The sequence below is a fragment of the Granulicella pectinivorans genome (genome assembly GCF_900114625.1).
Taxonomy (GTDB): Bacteria; Acidobacteriota; Terriglobia; order Terriglobales; family Acidobacteriaceae; genus Edaphobacter; species Edaphobacter pectinivorans.
Window position 1 is genome coordinate 2,251,224 of record NZ_FOZL01000001.1, and the last position, 20,332, is coordinate 2,271,555.

The following is a 20,332-nucleotide window of genomic DNA, read 5'->3' on the forward strand; positions in this document are numbered from 1 at the left end:
ATCTCGTCAAAACTCATTAAACAAAGCCCTTCAGCTTTTCCCGCAGCGTCTGGTACGCGCGGAAGAGAAGTGATTTGGTGGCAGACTCCGACAACTTCAGCACGTCGCCGATCTGGCGGTAGTCCATGCCTTCATACTTATGCATCAGGACCGCCATCTTTTGGCGTTCGGGAAGCCCCATGACAAAATCGCGAATCGCATGCATCCGCTCGCTCTTCAGCAGGTCCGCTTCGACTGTGGGCGTGGAATCAGCCACATCCGGCGTCGAACCGGTCTCCGGATCGGGCTCGTCGAGGTAAACCGTCGAGGCGGAGCGCTCGTGGCGCGTATCCCGGGCGTGGTTCACCCCAAGGTTCGTCGCAATCCGGTAAAGCCACGTGCTGAAACGAGCCTCCGCGCGGTACGTCTCACGCGAACGGTAGACCCGCAGGAAGACCTCCTGCGCCAACTCCTCGGCAACCGCCTGATTGTGCGTCATCCGGTACATGAAGCTCACGATTGGCTTCCGGTACTTGCGCAGCAGGTAGTCGAAGGCCTGCATATTGCCCGCACTGAGCTCGAGCATGATGGCAGAGTCTTCCATGGCGGCGAAGTCAGTCGGCGCGTGATGCGCAGCGACTTCGGGAGCGTCTTCAAGCATTCCGGGATGGATCGCAAGCGTGCCCATATCTGTCGTAACCCGGTCTTCGCCGTCAGGTTGCGCGGGAGATAACTTTTCCCCTTGATTTTCGCCACCGTTCCTGGAATCCGGGAATGAATCTGCGCTCAGCGACGCGTCGCCACCGGGGGCCGGTATCGTCGGGTCGGGTTTCTCGGACTGCGGAATGTGAGAGGCGGATGGCATCGTGCTTGATCGATACTACTTAGGATGCCGCGGAAGGGGAATCGAGAGTTTTGCACGCACGATTTTTGGACGGCTTCTTTTGAAGTGGTATGATCACAACAGTCGGGCGGATCTCCGAAAAGATTTCCTGCGACGACGACCCAGTCCAGCATAGGGCGCATAACTCAGCGGTAGAGTGCCACCTTCACACGGTGGAAGTCGTAGGTTCGAATCCTGCTGTGCCCACCATCAAATCAACAACTTAGCGGTGAGAAACAGCCGATTCGGGGCCAAGCGAAGGTCCAGAAGGGGCCACTAAGCTGAAATGGCCAATTCTGCCTTTGCGGAATGCAGTCCCAACAGCGAACTGATGCGGCCTTGCGCTACCCGTTTGTCGTTGTCGATTGCCTGGGCATAGACACCCAAGGTCATCGCCGGAGATGCGTGACGCATGAGTTCCTGAGCCGTCTTGACGGTTTCCCCGTTGGCCAGCAACCACGTTGCGGTTGTTCTCCTGAACGTATGCCATCCGATACGCTTTAGTATTCCAGCTTCGCGCGCGGCGGGCTGAATCACTTTTTGCAGCACCGTGGATGGCCAGTAGGGTTTCGCGCCCAGGTCGTACGGCGATGCGAAAACCCAATCTCCAGGTTTGATGTACGGGGTTTTCTCACGCCAGGACTGTAACGCATGGACGAGAGCAGGCTCCAGCGGAATGGGTCGCTTAGACGTTTCCGTCTTCGGCTCCCCTGCTATTTGATCGACCAAGGAGCGGCGAATTTGAATCTTGCCGTTCTCAAAGTCAACATCCTCCCACCTTAGACCGACAAGCTCGCCGCGCCGCAAACCGGTGACGGCTGCCACGACGACCATTGTTCGGGCGTAGTCAGGGAGCAGGCTGAGCAATCTGCCCACTTCCTCCGGCGTCAGGATATCCGGGGTCTCGCGACGCTTCGCGCTTTGCCTCACCTCTCGGATCGGATTGCGTGTAGCCCACCCGTATCGCAATGCGTGTTGATAGACGACACTGAAGACAGCCTTCGTTTTGGACTTGGTGCCATCTGCTTTGTCCAGACCCTCAAGCCAAGCCTCTACACGGAACGCCTTCACGTCTCCAATGCGCTCGGCTCCCCATCTCGGCAAAATGTAGTCGTCAAGATGCTGACGGTACGTTTCCCGTGTCCTGGGCGTTTTGCCGCGTCCGTCGCAAAGCTCCTTCTCTACGTAATGCCCAACAACTTCGCGGATGGTCATTGGAATTGTGCTGACGGCTTCGGCGTTGATGTCCAAACGAAGCGCGTCAACAGCCTTACGCGCCGCCGTCTCCGTCTTGTACTCCTGCACGGTGCCGATGATGCGCTTACGCCTGACGCTCTGCCCATTACCGGATGGCTCGCGCCACCGGTACGTCCAGACATCCGGCCCGCTGCTTCTAGATTCGGTTGTCAAATAGCCGCGTTGGTATCGCTCTCTGGAGAGCTTGAGGGTTGGAAGTGATGTGAGAGCGTTTGTCATGCTGCCTTCTCCTGTTCGGTTGGGGCAGTACGACCTGCGTTATCAGTGTATCCATTGCGCGATTCCAGCCAAGTCCTAATCTTGGACGGCAGGAAGACAACGCGGCGGGCGCTGAGGCGTACACAGGGGATTTTGCCTTCGCGTGCCCATTTTCGGATGGTCTCTGGGTGGAGGGGAAGGATGCCTGATAATTCCTCGGCTGTCAGGGGTGCTTCGATTGTGGGATTGTCCACGTTTCAACCTATTGCGCCTGGGCCTTACAGGCTTGCCGCTCGATTGCTTTACGGTGTGCAGTCCATCCTTCTTGGCTTGCATCATCGCTGGAGAGCAACGAGGTCAGGAGCAGACTGCCCCCGACGGAAGTAGTAAACTGAGCTATTGATCTTAGTTCCAATGCTTGAGGTCGTCCCATATGAACAACGCAACGTGCTACGCCTGCGACCAGCCCGCAACCACCAAGGAACACACGCCTCCATATTCGTTCTTCCCTGAAGGGCAGCGGCTGAACCTTATCACTGTGCCTTCATGTGAGGCGCATAACAATGCGAACTCCAAAGATGTCGAGTATGCGCGAAACGTCATCACCACCATGTTCGGCACGAACGATGTAGGTCAGCAGCACTTTGCCGATAAAGCACTGCGCTCGTTTGATCGTTCGCCCAAGCTGCTGAATATGACTTTCGCGGATATACGTCCCGTCACGCTGCACGGTCAGACTGTCGGTGCATTCACCATGCAGACGGACCGCATCGAGGCCGTAATGAATGCTTGCGTCACGGCTCTGCACTTCCGCGATACGAACGAACGCATTCCTAACTGGGAAGTCATTCTCCCCAACCTGTCATTCCAGGGCGACACGACGGAAGCTCAGGCGGCGGGTTGGTCTGGATTCCTCTCGATGTTTGGGCAGGTTCAGTACAACGTAAAGCCAACTGATTCGCCTGATGTGTTTCAGTACGCCATGGCTCAGATTCTAGGAGGCTGGATTTACAACCTGTGTTTCTACAAGGCGTTCACGGTCTTTGCATTCGCACCGTCTGTATCTCCTGAGTAGAAAGAGAAAAGGCCCCCGTCCAGGCGGTGAGCCTAAGACGGGGCATGACTTCACTTGGTCGTTTCGCAGGTACAGAGCGTACTCGATACGGGAAAGCGAATTACAACAATCTGCATAAGCCCTACTCCTCCGGCTCTTCGAGCGCCGGAGACAGCGGAGCAGCCTGAACATTCTTCCCCGCTTGTTTCCACAACGTCAGCGCCGTATGCCCTGCCTTCGGATTGAACAGCAGCTTATCCGCGATGGCAGATACCGGAGCCTTCGCAAGTTCGCCTGTATGGAAAGGCAACTTGCCCACCCATTCGGCCAGCCCGCTACCGGTCTCTGGGGTGGCAAGAGCGCCCAACACGTCGTTGTAATTTTTCAGGCCATCAGATCCGAGCAGCTTCGCGAACGCTCCGGCACCAAACTTGTTGTCGAAGTACGCGGGGAGCTTATTCAGAGCCGTACGGTTGATAGAAGCCGTTTCCGCGCCGAAGCTACTGCCGTCTCCGGCACCCTGCAACATCGGGCGTATCCGATTCGCGAGCCACTGATAACGAATTCCCTGGGAGTAGGTGCGGTTCGCTGCATCCAGTTCTCCAGGCTTCACGACATCGGCGTGCTTATTGAGGAAGGCATCCATCTCGCGCTGGTACTCCGGCAGGTTCGCCTTTGCAGTAGCCTTATCCGTCTGGCTCGATACGCGGCTCTTGAGGGTGCTCTTCGCGTCGGTGATCTGGTCCTGCAACTCGGTGAAGAGCTTAGGCCGTGGTGGGACATCTGGAGTCGGGAGCGGCTTATCATCCGCTCCGTAAAGGGTGGGCTGTTTTTCCGCATCCCCGTACTTCTTGTCCCAGGCGGATACCTCTGGCTCGGCTGCGTCGTCCAGGATGCTATAGGTGTGGGATGCCTCTTTCTTGAGCAGACTCGCGATGTCATCGACAGAGGTCAGCGAAGAGGGTATTCCTGCGGTCGCCGGGGGCGGGTTCTCCCCACGGACTTTCCGAAGTTCCTTCACGGCATCCAAGGCAGACTGCACGAAGTTCGATTGCGCGGCCTTTCGGGCCGCTGGCGCTACGACATCATTCACGAAACCCTTCGCGCCCTGCTCAGTCGCGACGGATGACGCCAAGCGGGATGATACGGACTGGGTGGGCAGTTGCGGATTGTTGGACGCGACCGGCACATCCTCTCCCGCGATCTTTGCGGAGGACGGCTTGGCGGTGTCTACAGCGCCCTCAGCGGCTTCGCCAAGCGAACTGATAGCCTTACCTACCCCGAACGTCAGGAGCGGCCCCAGGATGTCACCGGCGACGGCCCGGTAGTTCTGCGCGTGCAGGTCTTCATCCAGGTTCGATCCAATCTGACGAATAGCGGGACCCATGAGGGGAATGACCCCGGCAGCATGGGAGTCAAGCGTCCCGGCAAGATCGCCAACGACACCGGATGCGCTGCCCTTGGCAGCGTCGGCCTGCACGCGGTCCTTGAGGTCGTTGTAGGATTTTGCAAGTCCTTTCACGCTACCCCCGGCTGCACGATCCGCTTTGTATGCGGCAGCGACCTCGTGAACGGGTTGCATGATGATCGCCTTCGCAGCTTGGACTATAGGATGGTCAGCGGTGAAGGCCTGACCGGTGATGATGTCGGTCGCCAGACTGGTAGCTGCCTTCCAGTCACCGGCCTTCGCGGTCTCGATCATCTGGTGGTACAAGTCGACGGGGCGCTGCACGGCGTACTTCGCGGACTGCGTTCCGAGGTCTACGATGCCCTTGAGGCCGGACGTTTCATAGGCGCGGTTTATAAGACCATGCTGCTCGGGCTGAGAGACGGGAGCAGAGTCAAAGACCATGCCGCCGTCGGGTGCCGCGCTAGGTGATGGCGAAGGCTTGGCTGGTGCAGACGATACCGGGGTTGGAGACGATACAGGAGACGAGTCGAAGACCATTCCTTGTCCGGCTTGCTGGTCCATGTCAGGTTGATTTGTGTCGAGCATTAGAACTTCACCACTTTCCCATCTGCCGTGCGGTAGCCGAGGATAACGCCGGTCTTCGGATCACGTCCAGGCGTTGCGCCTACAGGCACAACACGATCAGGTTGCCCGCTTCCTTGCTGAGGCTGAGACTGGAGACTCGACGCGTTCTGCTGTTGCTGTCTGAAGCTCGCCACGGTCGTAAGCTGATCTTCATTGGCGTAACGGCCTGCAACATCCTTCAGGCTATCCATCGCGCCCGCGAATTGGTCATTATTCATGCCAGGGAAGATCAGGCTGCCGGACTTCTTGAGAATCTCGCTTGAGAATCGGCCTGTGTGCATTTTGGTCACTGCCGACTGTAAAAGGCTCACATTGTCGAGCATCTTCTGGGCCGCCTCGGTGCCGATGCCGAACGGTGCGAATGCCTTCGCAGAGTTCCCTGACAGAGGGCCGATGAGTCCGGGATTTCTCGCAATCTGTGCCTGAAGATCAGAGCTGATCGCGAGCACCTGACGGGCCGTGTCTGCGGTCTGTCGCTCCTGGGCAGTAGGTTTGTAGAGCGCTTGCTGATTCTGCGGAACGACGTTCCCACGCGGGTCTACCAGCATGGAGTCAGGTGCGTTCTGTAACGTCAGCTTCTCCCCGCTGATCGGGTTGACGCCGGTCTTCATCATTGCCTCTCGGTCAGCGCCGGTCGCAATGGCATGGGCGCGGGCTTCCGCAGTCGCTTTGGTTATGCTTTCACTTTGCGAGATACGGACGAAGTTGGATGCCGCGCTGAGCTGATCCTTTGAGAATTTCTGGGGCGCGGCTAAGACGGCCTGGGCCTTCGCCTCGGAGTCGATGATGCTGAACTGCTCGGCACTCTTCTGGTTGGCCGCGAGCTGATCGTGTGCCGCCTCTAGAACTGACCACCCACCGAACACGGACGCAACGGCGTCAACGTATTTGGCGTCAGGGTTCGGCTGTATCTGACCGGTCTTCGGATCACGCTTCGCTTGGCCCATCGCCTGAAGTGCAGCGAAGGGGTCTTGGAGATTGGCCGCGTCATGCGAGACGTACGTCTGAAAGCGCTGCATCGCGGTATTCACACCGGGCTTCGAGAAGTCGATGGACTGAGGAACCTTCGATGCGTACTGGGTACCATCGAGCACGTTACTTAGATCGTGAAGACGCTGAGCTGCCAAATAGTGCGAGGCAAGCTGCTCATTCGCGTTCACCTTCATCCGCAGCGGGATCGTGAGACCTCCACCGACTTTGGTTCCCTTTGGAAAGCCAGGGACGCCGCCGTCTGCGTAGCGGTTCCAATCGTCCTGAGTGAGTGCGACCGGAGCGCCGGGGTCCTTGATGATGAGATGAGTTGCCTCCCACCGTTTCGAGCCGTCGGGGTTCGTGATCTCAACGCGACCGGCAACGGGACCAAGCTGATCGGTCGGCGATAGCTTCCCGGTCTTCAATGAATCAAGCAACTCCGCTTGGGTCATCGGCGTACCACCGTTGTCTAGGAGGTCTGGGCTAACGTCCAGAACGCCCGAAGCCCTGTTAATGTCGGTGAGCTTATCGAGCGCGTCCGCACCCCTTGCCTCGGCCTCGCTGGTATTCAAAATCCCGCGAGAATTGGCTTCGTAGATGGACGCGCGTCTGGCGAGCTGCTGGGACTGGTTTTGAAAATCTTGCTGGGCCTGTTGTTCCTGCTTCTGCTGCGCTTGCTGTTGCGCCTGCGATACCTGCTGATAACCAGCGGCGGCGGCACGACCCGTAGCTCCGGGGCCGGTGACGGCGAGACCGCCGAGAGCACCCGTGACAGCCTCCATCGCAATCGCGAGGCCGATGTCGCGGCTGGAAAGGGGGACTTTCGTGCGCGTGGTTGCGCCGGTTGTAGCGTCGATGCTCGTTGTAAAGCGAGGACCGCCAGCTAGGGTTTCGGCAACAGAGCGAAGAACGCTCGCCTTTTGTATTGCAGGATGCGCTTGGGCCGCAGGCACAGCGGCGGCATTGCTGACCACCGCTGCATTGTCCTGTTCGTTTGCGGGCTGAGGCTGGGTAGGCTGCTGCACCGCAACAGTTGCGACAGACTGGTCTTGGGTAGTCTGCTGAGGCTGCGTATTATCGTCGCCTGTGTCGGGGACGCTGGAGACCGGCTGCTGGTCGTCGGGTGTATCGAATGTCATAGTTTCCTGAAGGAGTGGGGACCGCCTTGGATGGCTTCGCGGGCCTCTGCCCAGCGGTCCCCTTTCGTCGGCAGACGAAGGGCAGAATCGAATTTTGATGCGGTCCCGCCGGTAGAGGAGAAGGCCGGAGCAGTCGGCATGGCGGGACCGCAAAGCGGCGCGGAAGAAGAAGGAAGACCGCGCCGAATTGGGTTATCGTGTATCGGACATCGCGGTGAATAACTCAGCGACCGTCGGAGCAATTGAGAAGGTCCGTCGGTAATCTTCGGAAGACATGCGGTCAACCTCCCAATTTGAGAAGTCGCGCATCTCGCCGGTGAGTTGATCGCGGCCTCGATAGACCTTCGGGCCTGATGGCGTAGTGGCGTTTGCCCGTTCTGGTGGGACGGCGAGGTTCACAGGCTCGGGCCGCTCTGCTGGCGGCTGAAGGGCTGTTTTTTGCTTCAACAACCCAAGGTCACGAAGGCGTACGAATGCCGCACGGATCGTTTCAACGTCGGCAATGAGCACGCCGTTCCTGCGGAGATACCCCAGAATGACATCGGCATTTTCTAAGGTTCGATAGGCCGCGTATTCAGGCTCACTCGCGAACTGCGCGGCTGCCTTTGCCGTGAACGCCTCGGCGTCCTTCGTCGGCATGGAGGCCGCACGCATGGCGTAGCTGACCACGAGCTTAGGGTCTGCATCCGCTTGAATCCAGTCAGCCCAGTACGCCTTCTGTTTCTCGCCACGTTCGTGTAGCTCTGCTTCTCGCTCGGCCTGCTCTTGAGCGGCTTTGCGTTCTGCTTCGCGTCGTGGACGTTCGGCCTCTCTCTGGGCAGCTTCCTCAGCTTCACGACGCTCGCGGGCCGCGATGACTTCACGGGCGGTCATCGGGCGGGGTGATGGTGTAGGGGCGTACTTTGTGGGACGCTCCCAACCATCGGTTTCAGCATCCATGCGTGCGGCTGACGCCTGAAGTTGGGCAGCCTCAAGATCAGCTCGACGCTGGGCGGCGATGCTCTCGGATTCGTTGAGGCGTTGACGTTGCTCTGTCAGTTTGTTGTGGGTGGACGACATGCACTTGGCCGCGCCGGACATAAGGCGGTCGTGGCTTTCCGTCGTCGAACTGCCGCACGCACACGTCACCTCGTAGCGAGGCCGTGGATGTCGGGCAACCATGTCGCCAACCTTCAGCGTTCCTACGGTGCGACCCTCAAGATTGATGAGGCCGGGCATTACGCGTGTCGTGGACATAAGTCAGTTCTCCAATGTTTCCCGTCCTGGATTGCAGCCGTAAGCGTGTGCCGAGTCGCAATGAACTCGTCCAGAAGGGTCTTCGGGTCTTCGATTGGAAAGCCTGGGCCGTTGTCGTCGCGGTGGTAAGCTCTCGCAATCTCAGCACATCTTCCTTCCACATCGTCAATGAGGAAGGTCGCTCCCTTCGGCTGCTCGATGAACGTCGCGATGTGAACGGCTGGTCCATACACGTAACGCATGATGGCGCAGACACCCTGATTCCGCGTGCGGTAAAGGCTCATGGTTTCCTCCGGTGGGCATAGCGATCACGCAGCCAGTAGCGGGAGGGTGCTAAATTTCGGGCGATGTATAAGCGACCGCAGCGAAGAAAAAGCTCTTTCTTCGGAGCAGCGACAACCGGTTCGCCAAACGCCAGTTGAAACCAATTTCGTTGCAGGTCCGGTCTACCCTCAAGAGCTTTCTCGGTCGCCTTCTCAATGTCCACGGCGTAGCCTACGAGGTCGAAGGTGAGCTTCTGGGGTTGGTTGGTTGGTTCGGGGTCGATTTGACTCGCGATGATCGGCGAGAGGCTTCTTATGCGGACGTACTCGCAAATGACTGCCATGCACGCGTTTTCATAACGCTCAAGCAGGTCACGTTTTGACATGGACGCAGGACGCGCCGGGTCATTGGGTTGTAATGCTTCCACTTCTCTCCTGATTGGATTTTTGCTGCTACAGCCCAGGGAACACAACGGGCGCGATGCTGCGACCGTCTGATGTGGTCGATTCGTGGCATTGCGAGCGTGGATGATATGGAACTGCCCCGGCACGACGACGGAAACGTACCGTGTACGTTCGGCCTTTTGAAGCTCTGTCGTTGGTCGTCGGATACCGATAAGAAGGCCGTAATCAGGGCGGCGGGTGATTCCCGCTCTGTGCCCCGATTGATGCCTCACACATACATAGAGCGGCGACGATTTTTCTAGGCTGCCAAGAGCGTTTGTTCACAGGTCTCCGCGTCGTAAACCTCGTCCGCACGAAAGGGACCGGCACGGCGTAACTCGCGTTCAAGATCAGCGTAGGTCCAGGGCAGGTCGCGGATGACAATCGGATTGTGATATTGCTCAAGGTCGATGGCCCCTGACCACATTCTCACCTTGCCTTCATCCCCAAGCCCCTCTTTGTACGCGTCGTTTGCGTGCTCATCGCCGGGACCAAGGACGATGGGACGTGGTGAGCATTTTCCCTGCTCTCGCAAATATGCAAGCTCAGATTCGGTTTCTTCGATTCCGTCAGTTGATGCGGGTTTTGGGGCGTCGCCCTTCTTTAGAAGCCGGATTCGTTCCGTCTTCCAGGCGCGTGCCCGCCAGTACGCCCTCCAATGGAGTTCGGCTCTAAGGCCTTCCGTATCTGCAAACTTTGCCGCATGGTCCGCTACATACATCCACATCTCTGAGAACAACTGGTCTTCCACATCGTCAATGCAGCCTTCCAGGTCACGACAGTCCACCAGTACGCGCCGGATACCGGACCTGACTGCTGCGGCATGAACCTTGATCCAAGTTGCCAATGCTTCGATGCCCTCAGTTTCTCGGCGGGCAATAACCTGCGTCCACACCTGGAGTGCGTCGGCATCATTCACGCAGCCTGCGAACTCCGGCAGCCGAAGGAACAGCATGGTGTCAAGAACATCGCGTTCACGTCCACTCAGTATCTGACGCAGTTTTACGACGAGTTGAGCTTGCCGCGATGCCCAGGCAACAGCCTCAGCTTGGAACAGCCTGGCGTATGCAACACCTTTCGGATAGCGATGGTCCTGAAGGCGCTCGAAGAGCTGTCCAACGATGCGCTGCACATCGAACACTGTTGTTCCAGATACTCCAAGAATCGCTTCCTTCAGCGCGGCTTGTACCTTCTCCGCATGGAACCTTTCTCGCGCCCGCTTGAGGTCTTTGTCGTATTTCTTCTTTTTCTTGATTTCGTCCGTCATTCCGTCCCATTCTGGTCTACTGCCGCGTAGCGTTATGCTCAGCGAGGATCGCGTTTACATCGCTGATGGTCGTCTCGGTCGTAACGTTCCCTGAGCGGAGACCCCCTTCGGCTATGTCGCGATAGTGGTTTGGTGTGGATGCATAGGTGGCTTCCAGATGCGAGGTCACCCCCTCGGAGAGGGGTTGTTCGTGGTTCATGTTTCCCTTTCTGAGAGCAGGTGCTCTCATCTCTTCGTCAAGCAGGTTGAACAGCAGTTTTGTTACATACCGATACGCTCGGTCCGAATCTGTACCTGTACGGTGGAACTTCGCGGCGGCCTTCATGATCGCTTTCTCAAGAAGCTCGTCATCGAATCTGAGACACCATCTGATGAACTGTGCCAGCTCCGGCGGCGGGACATCTGAAACCGCTTTCCAAAGAGCTTGAAACTTTGTAGCTCTATCCGATACAAGCATTGGTGATCTCCTGTAGTCCGTGCTGAGTGCCTGCGCCCATGTAAGCCCGAATCGCGGTGAGATCGAACTCCGGCTCCTTCCAAAGCTGAAAGCTCCGGAGAGCACATAGCTTTGCTGAGTCACCTGAGCGGGAACACGCGAAACATTTCCAGGCATCGGCTGTGTCGGTCGCGGTTACTCTGAAGGTTCGGTCGGGGTTTAGACATAACGGGCAAGTGAGCCGCATTCCGCTGTCTGCGGTGAATCCGTGGACATAATCGAGCTGAGGCTTCAGCGCGAGACGATATCGAGTCAGCACATCCAGTTCGTTGACCCGGTTGCGGAAGAACCAGCCGAGATCGTTGAGGGATGCACCTGACGCTACGTCGAGCAGTTGGATCAATGTTCCGTGAGTCCATCGGGAACCTGCTTCCCTCAGCGACTTCGTTTTGAGGATGCCTTTATTCGCGAGTTCTGCGAGGGCTGCCCCCACTGCTTGACGGCTGACTCGCGCCACTTTCGCCAGCTTATCTCGACGACCCTCCCACGAGAAATACGGTGCTCGCTGGTGCTTAGCCGAGGCATACAACGCAATGCAGACTCTCAGCTCGGCCAACGACAATTCATCCCACGGTAAGTGTGTCGGAATCTCCGCAAGCTTGTTCGCGGGGATGGCGGTAGCTTCGGGAGTGCCTTTGTCATCCAGGGATACAAGCTCCCTCTGGGCCAACTCCGCTAGTGTCTCGCGCCGCCTGCGGTGGGTGTACGGTGTTCCGCGTTGCAGGCTATTCAGCGCGAATGCGCCGCCATACAGACGCAGCAACTCCAGCACCGAAGCACGGGAATGCAAGTGCAAGATATCCGTGCTCAACTTCAAGTAGGGGATGCCTAGTTCAAAGAGTTTCATGCGTGCATCATTCTTTCTTCCTTATTGCAATGCCACCCATGAGCATTCACCCAAGGGAGATGCCTACCATCCACAATGGAGACGACCGTCAGGACACAGGGGCATACACCATCTGCCTCTAGCTGTGTATCTCCGTTTCCGGTGCAGTGTGCCCTTATACCGAAATAGAACTTTCAATGTCAGAAAGTTCACCGGACGCGCGTCACCATTGGAGATTCGCATGAATATCAATGTCAGCGTTTCGCAAGAAAACGAGCATCAATGTCAGATAGTTCGCAAACCCCAATAAAGACGAGGCTTTTGTAGACCTAGATTGTGCACTAAAAATGGTGCAACTCAAGCTCCTAAACTACTGGTAAACATTCACCAGCAACTCATACTCTTTTGATTGGGTGCTCTGATGGAGCTTGCTTCAAAAACCGCCCGAAGGCGGCGGGTCGGGGAACCTTGTCAGGCTCAACCTATCCCATGGCTACAACTACATCGTATCACGATTTCCTGAATAAGTCAAGCATTATCTACTACTTGCAAGACTTCCTGGTGAACACTTCCCAGCTTCTCGACGCCGTACCAATCACGTCGAGCAACTATAGTGCCCACACGTCTTTGAGTTCGAGCGGCGGGCGCTCTACTGGCAGCTTGCCGTCGTAGGTCCATTTCGTCGCGGTCGGAAACGACACCTCTGCAAGCAAGTTCTGTGCGCCGTAGTTATTCGCCCTCCACTTCGAGATGTGTCCGTAATTCGCTAGGACCCACTGGCAAGCCGCCAGCCGTTCCAGGCGATGCGCGGACTCATCGACTACGACCGCGAGGACAGAGCGGAGGCGGTGAACTTTTTGAACTTCCGATATCGCGTCGGCTAGGTTCTCGCCCAATGCGGCCTTCGCGAAGCTGATCCCAAGCACAAGGGACTTCACCGGACCATCTGACCACGGAGTCATCCTCGCCAAGACTTCCTGGTCATCGTTCCTTGGTTCCGGCACACCCTCGACGGCCATTTCGATTAGGTGGTCGGCGGCGTCCCGGCGCTTCTGCATCGGCACTTCGTCGTTTTCAACGACGCTGTGAAGTTGATCTAACTCGGGATTATGCACTCGGTATTGTTCCTTTCATTGCGGTGGGTCTCACCGACGCGAGGAAGGCTCTTGCGCGTTCCTCAGCACTCGGTGCTGGGGCCATTGGCGGAATCACGCTGGCTTCTGCCTCAGCTTTCCGTGCTGCTGCCCGCTCCACGGCGATTGTCACCCGCTGTTCTGCATCCAGATGGGCTAGGAGAATGTCAGTCATCCTCATCGCTGCTTGGAGTCTTACGCGTTCACTTCTTGAGTTCGCCAGTTCGCGGAGCACCTTCATAGGTGCATCGAAACGGCGCGGCAATCTGCTCATCGGTTGGTCCTCTACTATCTATGAGCGACGACGAAAAATGGCCGTTAGCGGGCCGCTTACTTACACCGTAGCGGGCTGGTAGCGGGAGGTTGGGACTCCTAGCCCCAGTGTCGGACGGACCGAGGGATGGGAATCATGGCCCCTTTTTGAACGGGGGGTGGGGGAGGTTTGATTCGCTGGCCGCGTCAGCTTCAGCCAAGTGACCGTCGGGGCCGGAGACTCCCTGCCGGGCGGCCTCGGGAAGCATGCTTCAGGGACTCCTAGCCCCCAGGGACGTTGGGGGCGCACGGCAGCCGCACCTTCCCATCCTCGCGGAAGGCGTCGGACCAACGAGCAGCTACCCCAGCAAACACAGGTGCTCGTGCAACAGCAGCTAAGAATTTCGTACTTCTATTTGGTGACTACGCCGACAACCGCACCACAGCTTGTGCAGTAGATCAGCAGACGAGCAACGCCCGCCTGGGTGCTCGTTGAATAGCTGAAAGATGTGCCTTCGCATCGCGGACAGTTAGGGTTTGCCATAGTGGGTGAATCCTACACCCATGGACCGTTCTCTGAGGAGTTTCGACCGTCAGAAAAGTACACTTTGTGACACGATGCCGTGGTGCCTGTAAGTGCTTGATTTTCGTTTGTCAAAAAGGTCCTATTCAGTTATTGACACGCAATCTATAAAGGTCTAGAGTTTATTGTACGGAGGCAGGACGATGACAGCAGCAAAAGGCGGGCAGAGGGTTGGCTATATCAGAGTGAGCAGCGCGGACCAGAACACGGCACGGCAGCTAGATGGCGTTGACTTAGACGAGCGGTTCGAGGATAAAGCGTCCGGCGCAAGCACTAACCGGCCCCAGCTCCAGGCTGCACTCAGGCATGTCCGCAAGGGTGATGTGCTGGTTGTCCACTCAATGGACCGCCTTGCCCGTTCCCTCGCCGATCTGCTGGCGCTCGTCAAAGAACTGACCGGGCGTGGCGTGACTGTAGAGTTCGTGAAGGAGGCCCAGACGTTCACCGGCGACGACACTCCCATCGCGAAGATGATGCTCGGCGTGATGGGGAGTGCTGCTGAGTTCGAGCGCGACATGATTCGACAGCGCCAGCGTGAGGGAATCACAGCGGCGAAGGCACGTGGCAAGCACTTGGGCCGCGCCGCGATACTGAAACCCGCCCAAGTGAAGGAGTTACGGAACCGTGTGGCTGCCGGTGAGGATAAGGCCACCATCGCCCAAGCGTTCGGCATCAGTCGCGCTAGCGTCTACAACTACGCGGCGTCCTGATCTACTTCCCCACCTCCCCCCACATCTGCCCCGGCTCCGGCTGGGGCTTTTTCGTGTCTGCACGGGGGGAAGTCATGGAAAATTCAGGGGATAGGCGTCGTTGTGAGTATTACGAAACATTCAGCGATTCGTTGTGGGTGGGATTGGCGATGGTGGGTTTGGGCCTAGCCCAACGTTCCGGCCACCTTCGGCTAACTACTTCTGGCACCGGGCGAAGATATACGTTTGATAGAACTCGCATTGACTCAGAACCGTCGCAGGCAAGCCTTCGCATAGCAGATACACGGTCAGGTCGTACCCGGACAGACCTTCAATCCGTCGGTCGTCATAGTCGAGAACGTAAGAATCTTGCGCATTTGGGTCAACGGATTTTTTGACCTCATATCCCCAGTATTCAAAGACATTCTCTTCGGCGTGCTTCATATCGCGATTCTACGTTGTAAGCCTGCTCCAGACGGCATAGGCTGGATTTCACATCACACCTTCTGGAGAGACTATGCGCAAGATCATCGGTGTTCTATTTCCTTGGCGGAAGACGTTCAGGCGTCTTGAGCTTGAGAAGCGATGGTGGCATCGGTTGGTGGTCGTAGTGCTTTTCTTGGCTTTGACTCCCGCGTTTTTCTGCTGCTGGGCTATCGGAAACGAGGCAGCCCCGCCTGTTCACCCGTCTGGTGACGATATTCAATACTGGGAGCTACTGACACCACCACCGAATGGCGACACATTGGAGCAGGCGGTCTCTCCGATGACCGACCCACCAGACCCGAGATGGATCGGTCAGGGAAAGATAGCGGCACCACTCAAAGACATATTTGATATCTTGGCAGCGTCCGACCGAAGGCTAACCTGCTCAAAACGGTACAGATGCCTAATGGAAAGACAATCACCTTTCCCGGCGCAACCTCTGACGACACCATCAAAGCCGAGTGGAACCACAAACTGAAGATCGCGACCGCCGAAGCAGCGTCGTTGGGTTTTGGGACAGCTTGCTTGGTGACATTGATTCTCAGTTATCTGCTTCAAGCGGGATACAGAGCTGCGCAGTACCATCTACGGCTCTAACGCCCCAGATGGTACTGCGGCTGCAAAGGTGTATGACTAGAACTTCCCAGGCATACGAGCGCCTTCGACCTACGCTTATTTATGGCTTGGACAATGGGGGGGGAGCACGCTCCAGGTCGATTCCAGTCAACGGCGTATTCGATGCGCTTGCTTTTTCTATTGACGCGTTTATTTCGACGGGTTTCTGCCTGTTGCCGCCGAGAGTCGTTTAGTCAACAACTCTCTCAATTGGGAAAGGTTCTCGTACTCAGGGCAGTTGCGGTAAGCAAGATCGAAGTGAACATAGGTGTCTTTTTTTCGATAGAGCATCGGTGCCTTCCCGATGGCGTGCGCATAACCTATTTCGTAGTAGACACTAGGCCGCTCATGAGTCAGGTCTGCAAACAGATGTTCAGAATCCTGTATCTGCTGGATGATGCGCTCTGTTATCCCGTCAGAGTGTTCGAGGTCATCGGCCCGAACAGCGGTTATGCCGAAGGTCTTGAACACATCGACTACTGTGTCACGGACGTCCTTCAATTCTGGAAGCTGAGGGTTGATGCGCATCATGATAAAAGCTGTGCCGGGCCGGTACGTCTTGAGGTTCGTTGATGTAGCGGTACCAGCCGTCGCGGTCTCATTGCGGGCACCGAGCACTTGCAATAACTCGAACGTGCCGTCCACGGCTTCGATGAATTCGCTACGGCACACATCTACTGGGACATCGGTTTCCGACTGCCCCGGCGGGTCTGACCCGATGTAGCTACCTTCATCGTGGTGGATGTACACGCCCCAGGAATTGAATTTACGGAGCCTCATAGACGCCGCTGCTCGTTTGGAACTTTGACCGAGTGCTATAAGGTCTGCTCTATCAACGAGCACGGCCCGCTGTGCAACCGAGGCTATATCGGCCATGACCTGCCGAGCTTCGCCCCGAAGTTGCAAGCCTCTCTGTTTGTAGCCCTCAGAAAGAAGCGCCCAATAATCAGGGTCCGGCATCTGAGATTGTTGCCAACTCAAAAAGCTAACCTCTGGGGGCGCAATGGAGGCGTCCTTTAGAGCACGCTCAGCATGGGTAAGGAATTCGAGACCTTGATCTCTCAGGGTCGTCAATTTGGTTCTGAGCTGCATCACTGTTTCGTCGATTGCCATGTATGGGCAATAGCATACCTGATCGTGTGCTCCTGTTGTCCATTACGCCACGATTGGTCTTTGCCAAATTTCTAGACCTCCCAGGCGTGCCGCAAATGACTTTTTATCAATGGTTTGCAGATTTCTATTCCGAGCAATTTTTGCTGGGTTACTATTCGTCCACCGGAACTAACTCAAGGGAGGACGAACGATGAGGCAAGAGGTATTCGACGACATATGGATGGGGTGCTACGAAACCGCGATCAAGCATGAACAAGAGCTATTCGGCGATGCGGATACATTGCCGGACGATGAGTTCGACATCGTTTTCAGCGGGATGAGTCACGGGGATAAGGTTGAGGCCCTGGAGGCACTCCGGGCACTCAAGGCTCAAGGTCTTGGCGTATCGAATACGGCGGCTTGTTGATGACGAATGAGGAACTTGACAGCGAATACAGCAAAGGCCTGGAGACGTTTCGTAAGATCGTACTTCAGGCCATTCGACTGCACGCGAAGGTTCGTGAAATGCCTTTCCAGGGGGTAGCGCCATCAGCCCGTCTGCTATTCGCGCGACTTTGCTTCATCAGCGTCAGCCTCGCGCGTATCTGCCCCAAGCTCGAAAACGAGAAAGACATCTGGGACTTTGCAACAATCGCGTTGCTATCGAGGAGTCTGTTTGAGTCAATCATGTTTTTCGAATACTTTTGCGAGACATCGGGACCGGACGAATGGATGGCAAAGATGTATCTCTTGAATCTCCACGACCGTTGCGACAGAATCCGGCTCTTTACGGCAATGGATAAGCCCCTGGACGTTGCGGGGTTCACCGGAGAGGCTGAGATACTGCGTGGTCTCCTTCGCAATAACCCTTTTTTCGCTGGTCTTGAGGCCAAGCGTCAGAAAGAACTGTTGAAGGGGTACAAGGCGGCGTTCTTGAGCCTCCGTGAGATGGGCAACAAGTTCTCTCCCGACGCGGATTCATGGGTCATCTATGATTTTCTTTCCACCTATGCCCACTCCCTCCCGGTCAGCTTCATGAGAAACAGCGATGACAGGAGAGACGGCTTGCAAAATGATGTAGACAAGATGTATACACCCGGCGTCCTGACATGGCTTGCGGCCTTGCTGGATCATGCGCGAAGCACCTATCTGGGAGTGCCAACCGGCATGATGTTGGAGACATAAATCCTGAACGAAGCCTCGGTTCGACGGCGTACAATTGATCGCCGGATTGTCGATCATGCCGCGTTGTGCTGTGCCATGAAATACCGCGACTATTGAGTTCTTAGAGAAAGATCGTGTCTATGGCAAATTTCGGTTCATCACTATGGAATGTACTTTGGGTCGTTGTGCCTTTCGGCATTGCCGCTGCTGGTTGGGTGATCTTTACTGCCTGGAAAAAGGGTGATTGGTTTCACTACTTCGATCCAAAACACAACCGGGGGTTCGCCACAGACGCTGGGGACTTCACCCCGCATTGGAAACGATACGCAGGCATGGCTAAATTATGTGTCACGCTCTCCGCTGGCGCGGTCGCCTTTCTAATCAATCTGCTCGTGAATCAGAGCAGCCCCGCTAACGGATTTGCAGATAGAGTGAGGCAAGGTGCGCCGTTGACTATCGGGCTTTTTGGGGCATCGAGTTTTCTTCTCCTCTGCTTTCTTCTCTGGATGACGTATTGCTACGAAGAGTATTGCCATTCGAAGAATCATGACTCGTACCGTGCTTGGAAGTACGCCGTGAGCAACGCTTTAGGATTTATGGGCTTTGCGGCCTTCCTCTTCGGTTTCTTTTGGCTGGGCCTATTCGTGCCCCACTATTCAGTGCAGGCTCAAAAAGCAACAACTTCGACCGCTATTGTCTCTACCTCTATCGCTGGCAATTCCACAGCTACGGCCACAGCCCAAACACATCAGCCTCCTCCCACATTTTCTATTTCTGAGTGGTTCAGCTCGGAGCGTTCGCTGGCTGTCGCGACATGGGGACTCGTCCTAGTGACGGCGTTCCTTGTCGTTGCTGGATGGATCGAAGGCCGCAGGCAGAAACGCCAATGGGACGCTGAAAGAAAGCAACGCGCCGAAGATGCAAAGCCCACAGCCGTAATAGAAATCGCCGTTAAAGAAGAGTCGGTTCAAGATATGTGCTTCGCGTGCTTCAACCTCGGCAACAACACCTTTTACATCGACGAGATGATCGTCACAACGGCGAATGGAAGACGCCAAATCTCTAGCCAGTTGACTCCGCTAGTTCTTGTCCCTGGTGGATGGGCGACGATTGATTACGACCCTGCCGCGATACTGAGTACATTCGGAGAGGATCAACCCTGGATAGATGCGAACTGCGTGTTCGTCCTTAGAGGAGCGACTGGCAGGGTTTGTACAGAGCCGGAGTGGTTTCATGTCGCTTACGGTAAGGGGCGTGCTGACTGGAGGAAAGGGCGTACGGAAGACCTGGTTCCAGGCGCAGTTGCCAGCCAGCCTAAAGTTCTTCGGATGCCAAAGCAAAACAGCAGCGACTCCGGGCAGATGGCCTGAGACGCACAGTGTTAGTCGCGAGCAAGGGAAAGTGGCTGCGAGGATCGACGCGAGGGCACGCTGTGCAGGTCGTACTGCGGTTGCAGTCGTCAGCGTGAAAATAAACGTGGGTCCAACCGTGGGTCCACTTTGGGGCCATTAGCGGTTGTAACGCATTGTTTGGTGGGGTCTAAAGCAAGGAAAGCACGGGCTAGGTTGTTGAAAATTCGTCTATGGGCTGATTCACACGGTGGAAGTCGTAGGTTCGAATCCTGCTGTGCCCACCAAAAAAACCAATCAAATCAAATACTTAGCAATCACGCATGACGTGACACAGGCGTGACGTAGAGATTGTCTGTCACGAGTGAATTAACGGGCATTGTCATGCTGTTACAGCTCGCGTCGGATCGGCTTGGATAAATGGCGCAAGCGCTCACAGATTTGCTGACGTGCTACCCATCAAGCGGCTATCAGCGCCGTGCATTTATCGCACCGCACCTAAACCGCACTAATCGCACCGCACCTAACTAAATAGAGAGGCAAGGCTTTTCGGGATTTGCTGGGAATGCGCTGCCGATGACTGAATCGAGCGGATGCCACGTTTGTTTCGGCTGGTATTGTCAGAGTCGAGCGGGAAATCAAGCTCTTTTTACGTGCGGCACACGCCCGGTTTGAATGGACTTCCGCAAAGACAACATCTCCTCTAATCCCCTATTACACGTTGCCTTTGGTTGCCATGTTGTCTTTGGTCACCTTGACATCTCCAATTCCGTCCATAGACTCCCATATATCCAAGGGCAACATATATTTAATGGAGTCTTTGGAGGCTTGAGGAAACGGCATGATGTTTTGCTCTTCTGTGAATCCCAGCAAATTTTCACGACGTATCGCACGCCGTTGGTAAGTCCGGTCATCGCTTT

19 protein-coding genes and 1 tRNA gene are annotated in these 20,332 nt (G+C 56.2%); 6 read left to right on the forward strand and 14 right to left on the reverse strand.

What is annotated here, in order from left to right:
- Positions 1-16 precede the first annotated feature (16 nt).
- Complete coding sequence (locus tag BM400_RS09045) at positions 17-640, reverse strand: RNA polymerase sigma factor (protein WP_245781775.1); 624 nt, start codon at positions 638-640, stop codon at positions 17-19.
- Positions 641-997: 357 nt separating this feature from the next.
- Between BM400_RS09045 and BM400_RS09050 the strand changes: the two genes are divergently transcribed.
- Positions 998-1,072 (forward strand) — tRNA-Val (locus tag BM400_RS09050).
- A 66-nt stretch (positions 1,073-1,138) separates the two neighbouring features.
- Here the strand turns inward: BM400_RS09050 and BM400_RS09055 are convergent.
- Positions 1,139-2,338 (reverse strand): tyrosine-type recombinase/integrase, encoded by a 1,200-nt coding sequence (locus BM400_RS09055; RefSeq protein WP_089838627.1) that lies wholly within the window; start codon positions 2,336-2,338, stop codon positions 1,139-1,141.
- The gene (locus tag BM400_RS22965; RefSeq protein ID WP_089838629.1) at positions 2,335-2,571 is read right to left on the reverse strand and encodes a helix-turn-helix transcriptional regulator; all 237 of its coding nucleotides are present in this window, start codon (positions 2,569-2,571) and stop codon (positions 2,335-2,337) included. Before BM400_RS22965 ends, BM400_RS09055 begins: the two co-directional genes overlap by 4 nt.
- 179 nt (positions 2,572-2,750) lie before the next feature.
- Between BM400_RS22965 and BM400_RS09065 the strand changes: the two genes are divergently transcribed.
- Positions 2,751-3,392 (forward strand): hypothetical protein, encoded by a 642-nt coding sequence (locus tag BM400_RS09065; protein ID WP_089838631.1) that lies wholly within the window; start codon positions 2,751-2,753, stop codon positions 3,390-3,392.
- Between the two features lie 121 nt (positions 3,393-3,513).
- On the opposite strand, the gene BM400_RS09070 is transcribed toward BM400_RS09065, so the two are convergent.
- From BM400_RS09070 to BM400_RS09110, 9 genes are all read right to left on the reverse strand, one after another.
- A complete protein-coding gene (locus tag BM400_RS09070) occupies positions 3,514-5,223 on the reverse strand; it encodes a hypothetical protein (protein WP_089838633.1) in 1,710 nt (569 codons plus the stop codon).
- Between the two features lie 143 nt (positions 5,224-5,366).
- On the reverse strand, positions 5,367-7,517 hold the full coding sequence (locus BM400_RS09075) for a hypothetical protein (RefSeq protein WP_089838636.1): 2,151 nt from the start codon (positions 7,515-7,517) through the stop codon (positions 5,367-5,369).
- 192 nt (positions 7,518-7,709) lie between these two features.
- Positions 7,710-8,753, reverse strand: coding sequence for a hypothetical protein (locus BM400_RS09080; RefSeq protein ID WP_141223856.1), 1,044 nt, complete (start codon positions 8,751-8,753; stop codon positions 7,710-7,712).
- Positions 8,735-9,037, reverse strand: a complete 303-nt coding sequence (locus BM400_RS09085; protein WP_089838640.1) for a hypothetical protein — start codon at positions 9,035-9,037, stop codon at positions 8,735-8,737. Before BM400_RS09085 ends, BM400_RS09080 begins: the two co-directional genes overlap by 19 nt.
- Positions 9,034-9,444 (reverse strand): hypothetical protein, encoded by a 411-nt coding sequence (locus BM400_RS09090; protein ID WP_141223857.1) that lies wholly within the window; start codon positions 9,442-9,444, stop codon positions 9,034-9,036. The genes BM400_RS09085 and BM400_RS09090 overlap by 4 nt, the downstream gene beginning before the upstream one ends.
- A gap of 275 nt (positions 9,445-9,719) precedes the next feature.
- A complete protein-coding gene (locus BM400_RS09095; RefSeq protein ID WP_089838644.1) occupies positions 9,720-10,727 on the reverse strand; it encodes a hypothetical protein in 1,008 nt (335 codons plus the stop codon).
- A 16-nt stretch (positions 10,728-10,743) separates the two neighbouring features.
- Positions 10,744-11,184: a hypothetical protein gene (locus tag BM400_RS09100; protein ID WP_089838646.1), complete on the reverse strand. Its 441-nt coding sequence runs from the start codon at positions 11,182-11,184 to the stop codon at positions 10,744-10,746.
- Entirely contained in the window at positions 11,168-12,070 is a 903-nt protein-coding gene (locus tag BM400_RS09105; RefSeq protein WP_089838648.1) for a hypothetical protein, read from the reverse strand. The genes BM400_RS09100 and BM400_RS09105 overlap by 17 nt, the downstream gene beginning before the upstream one ends.
- Before the next feature lie 587 nt (positions 12,071-12,657).
- Positions 12,658-13,164: a hypothetical protein gene (locus BM400_RS09110; protein WP_089838650.1), complete on the reverse strand. Its 507-nt coding sequence runs from the start codon at positions 13,162-13,164 to the stop codon at positions 12,658-12,660.
- Positions 13,165-14,160: 996 nt separating this feature from the next.
- Between BM400_RS09110 and BM400_RS09115 the strand changes: the two genes are divergently transcribed.
- Positions 14,161-14,727 carry a recombinase family protein gene (locus tag BM400_RS09115; RefSeq protein ID WP_089838652.1) on the forward strand — a complete coding sequence of 189 codons (567 nt, stop codon included), beginning with the start codon at positions 14,161-14,163 and terminating at the stop codon, positions 14,725-14,727.
- Between the two features lie 195 nt (positions 14,728-14,922).
- Here the strand turns inward: BM400_RS09115 and BM400_RS09120 are convergent, their stop codons facing one another.
- Positions 14,923-15,150, reverse strand: coding sequence for a hypothetical protein (locus BM400_RS09120; protein ID WP_089838654.1), 228 nt, complete (start codon positions 15,148-15,150; stop codon positions 14,923-14,925).
- A gap of 807 nt (positions 15,151-15,957) precedes the next feature.
- Positions 15,958-16,920, reverse strand: coding sequence for a hypothetical protein (locus tag BM400_RS09130; RefSeq protein WP_089838658.1), 963 nt, complete (start codon positions 16,918-16,920; stop codon positions 15,958-15,960).
- Positions 16,921-17,110: 190 nt separating this feature from the next.
- On the opposite strand from BM400_RS09130, the gene BM400_RS09135 reads away from it, so the two are divergent.
- From BM400_RS09135 to BM400_RS09145, 3 genes are all read left to right on the forward strand, one after another.
- Positions 17,111-17,326 (forward strand): hypothetical protein, encoded by a 216-nt coding sequence (locus tag BM400_RS09135; protein WP_089838661.1) that lies wholly within the window; start codon positions 17,111-17,113, stop codon positions 17,324-17,326.
- Positions 17,326-18,084: a DUF5677 domain-containing protein gene (locus tag BM400_RS09140; RefSeq protein WP_089838662.1), complete on the forward strand. Its 759-nt coding sequence runs from the start codon at positions 17,326-17,328 to the stop codon at positions 18,082-18,084. Before BM400_RS09135 ends, BM400_RS09140 begins: the two co-directional genes overlap by 1 nt.
- A gap of 119 nt (positions 18,085-18,203) precedes the next feature.
- Positions 18,204-19,433 (forward strand): hypothetical protein, encoded by a 1,230-nt coding sequence (locus BM400_RS09145; protein WP_089838663.1) that lies wholly within the window; start codon positions 18,204-18,206, stop codon positions 19,431-19,433.
- Positions 19,434-20,332: the final 899 nt, after the last annotated feature.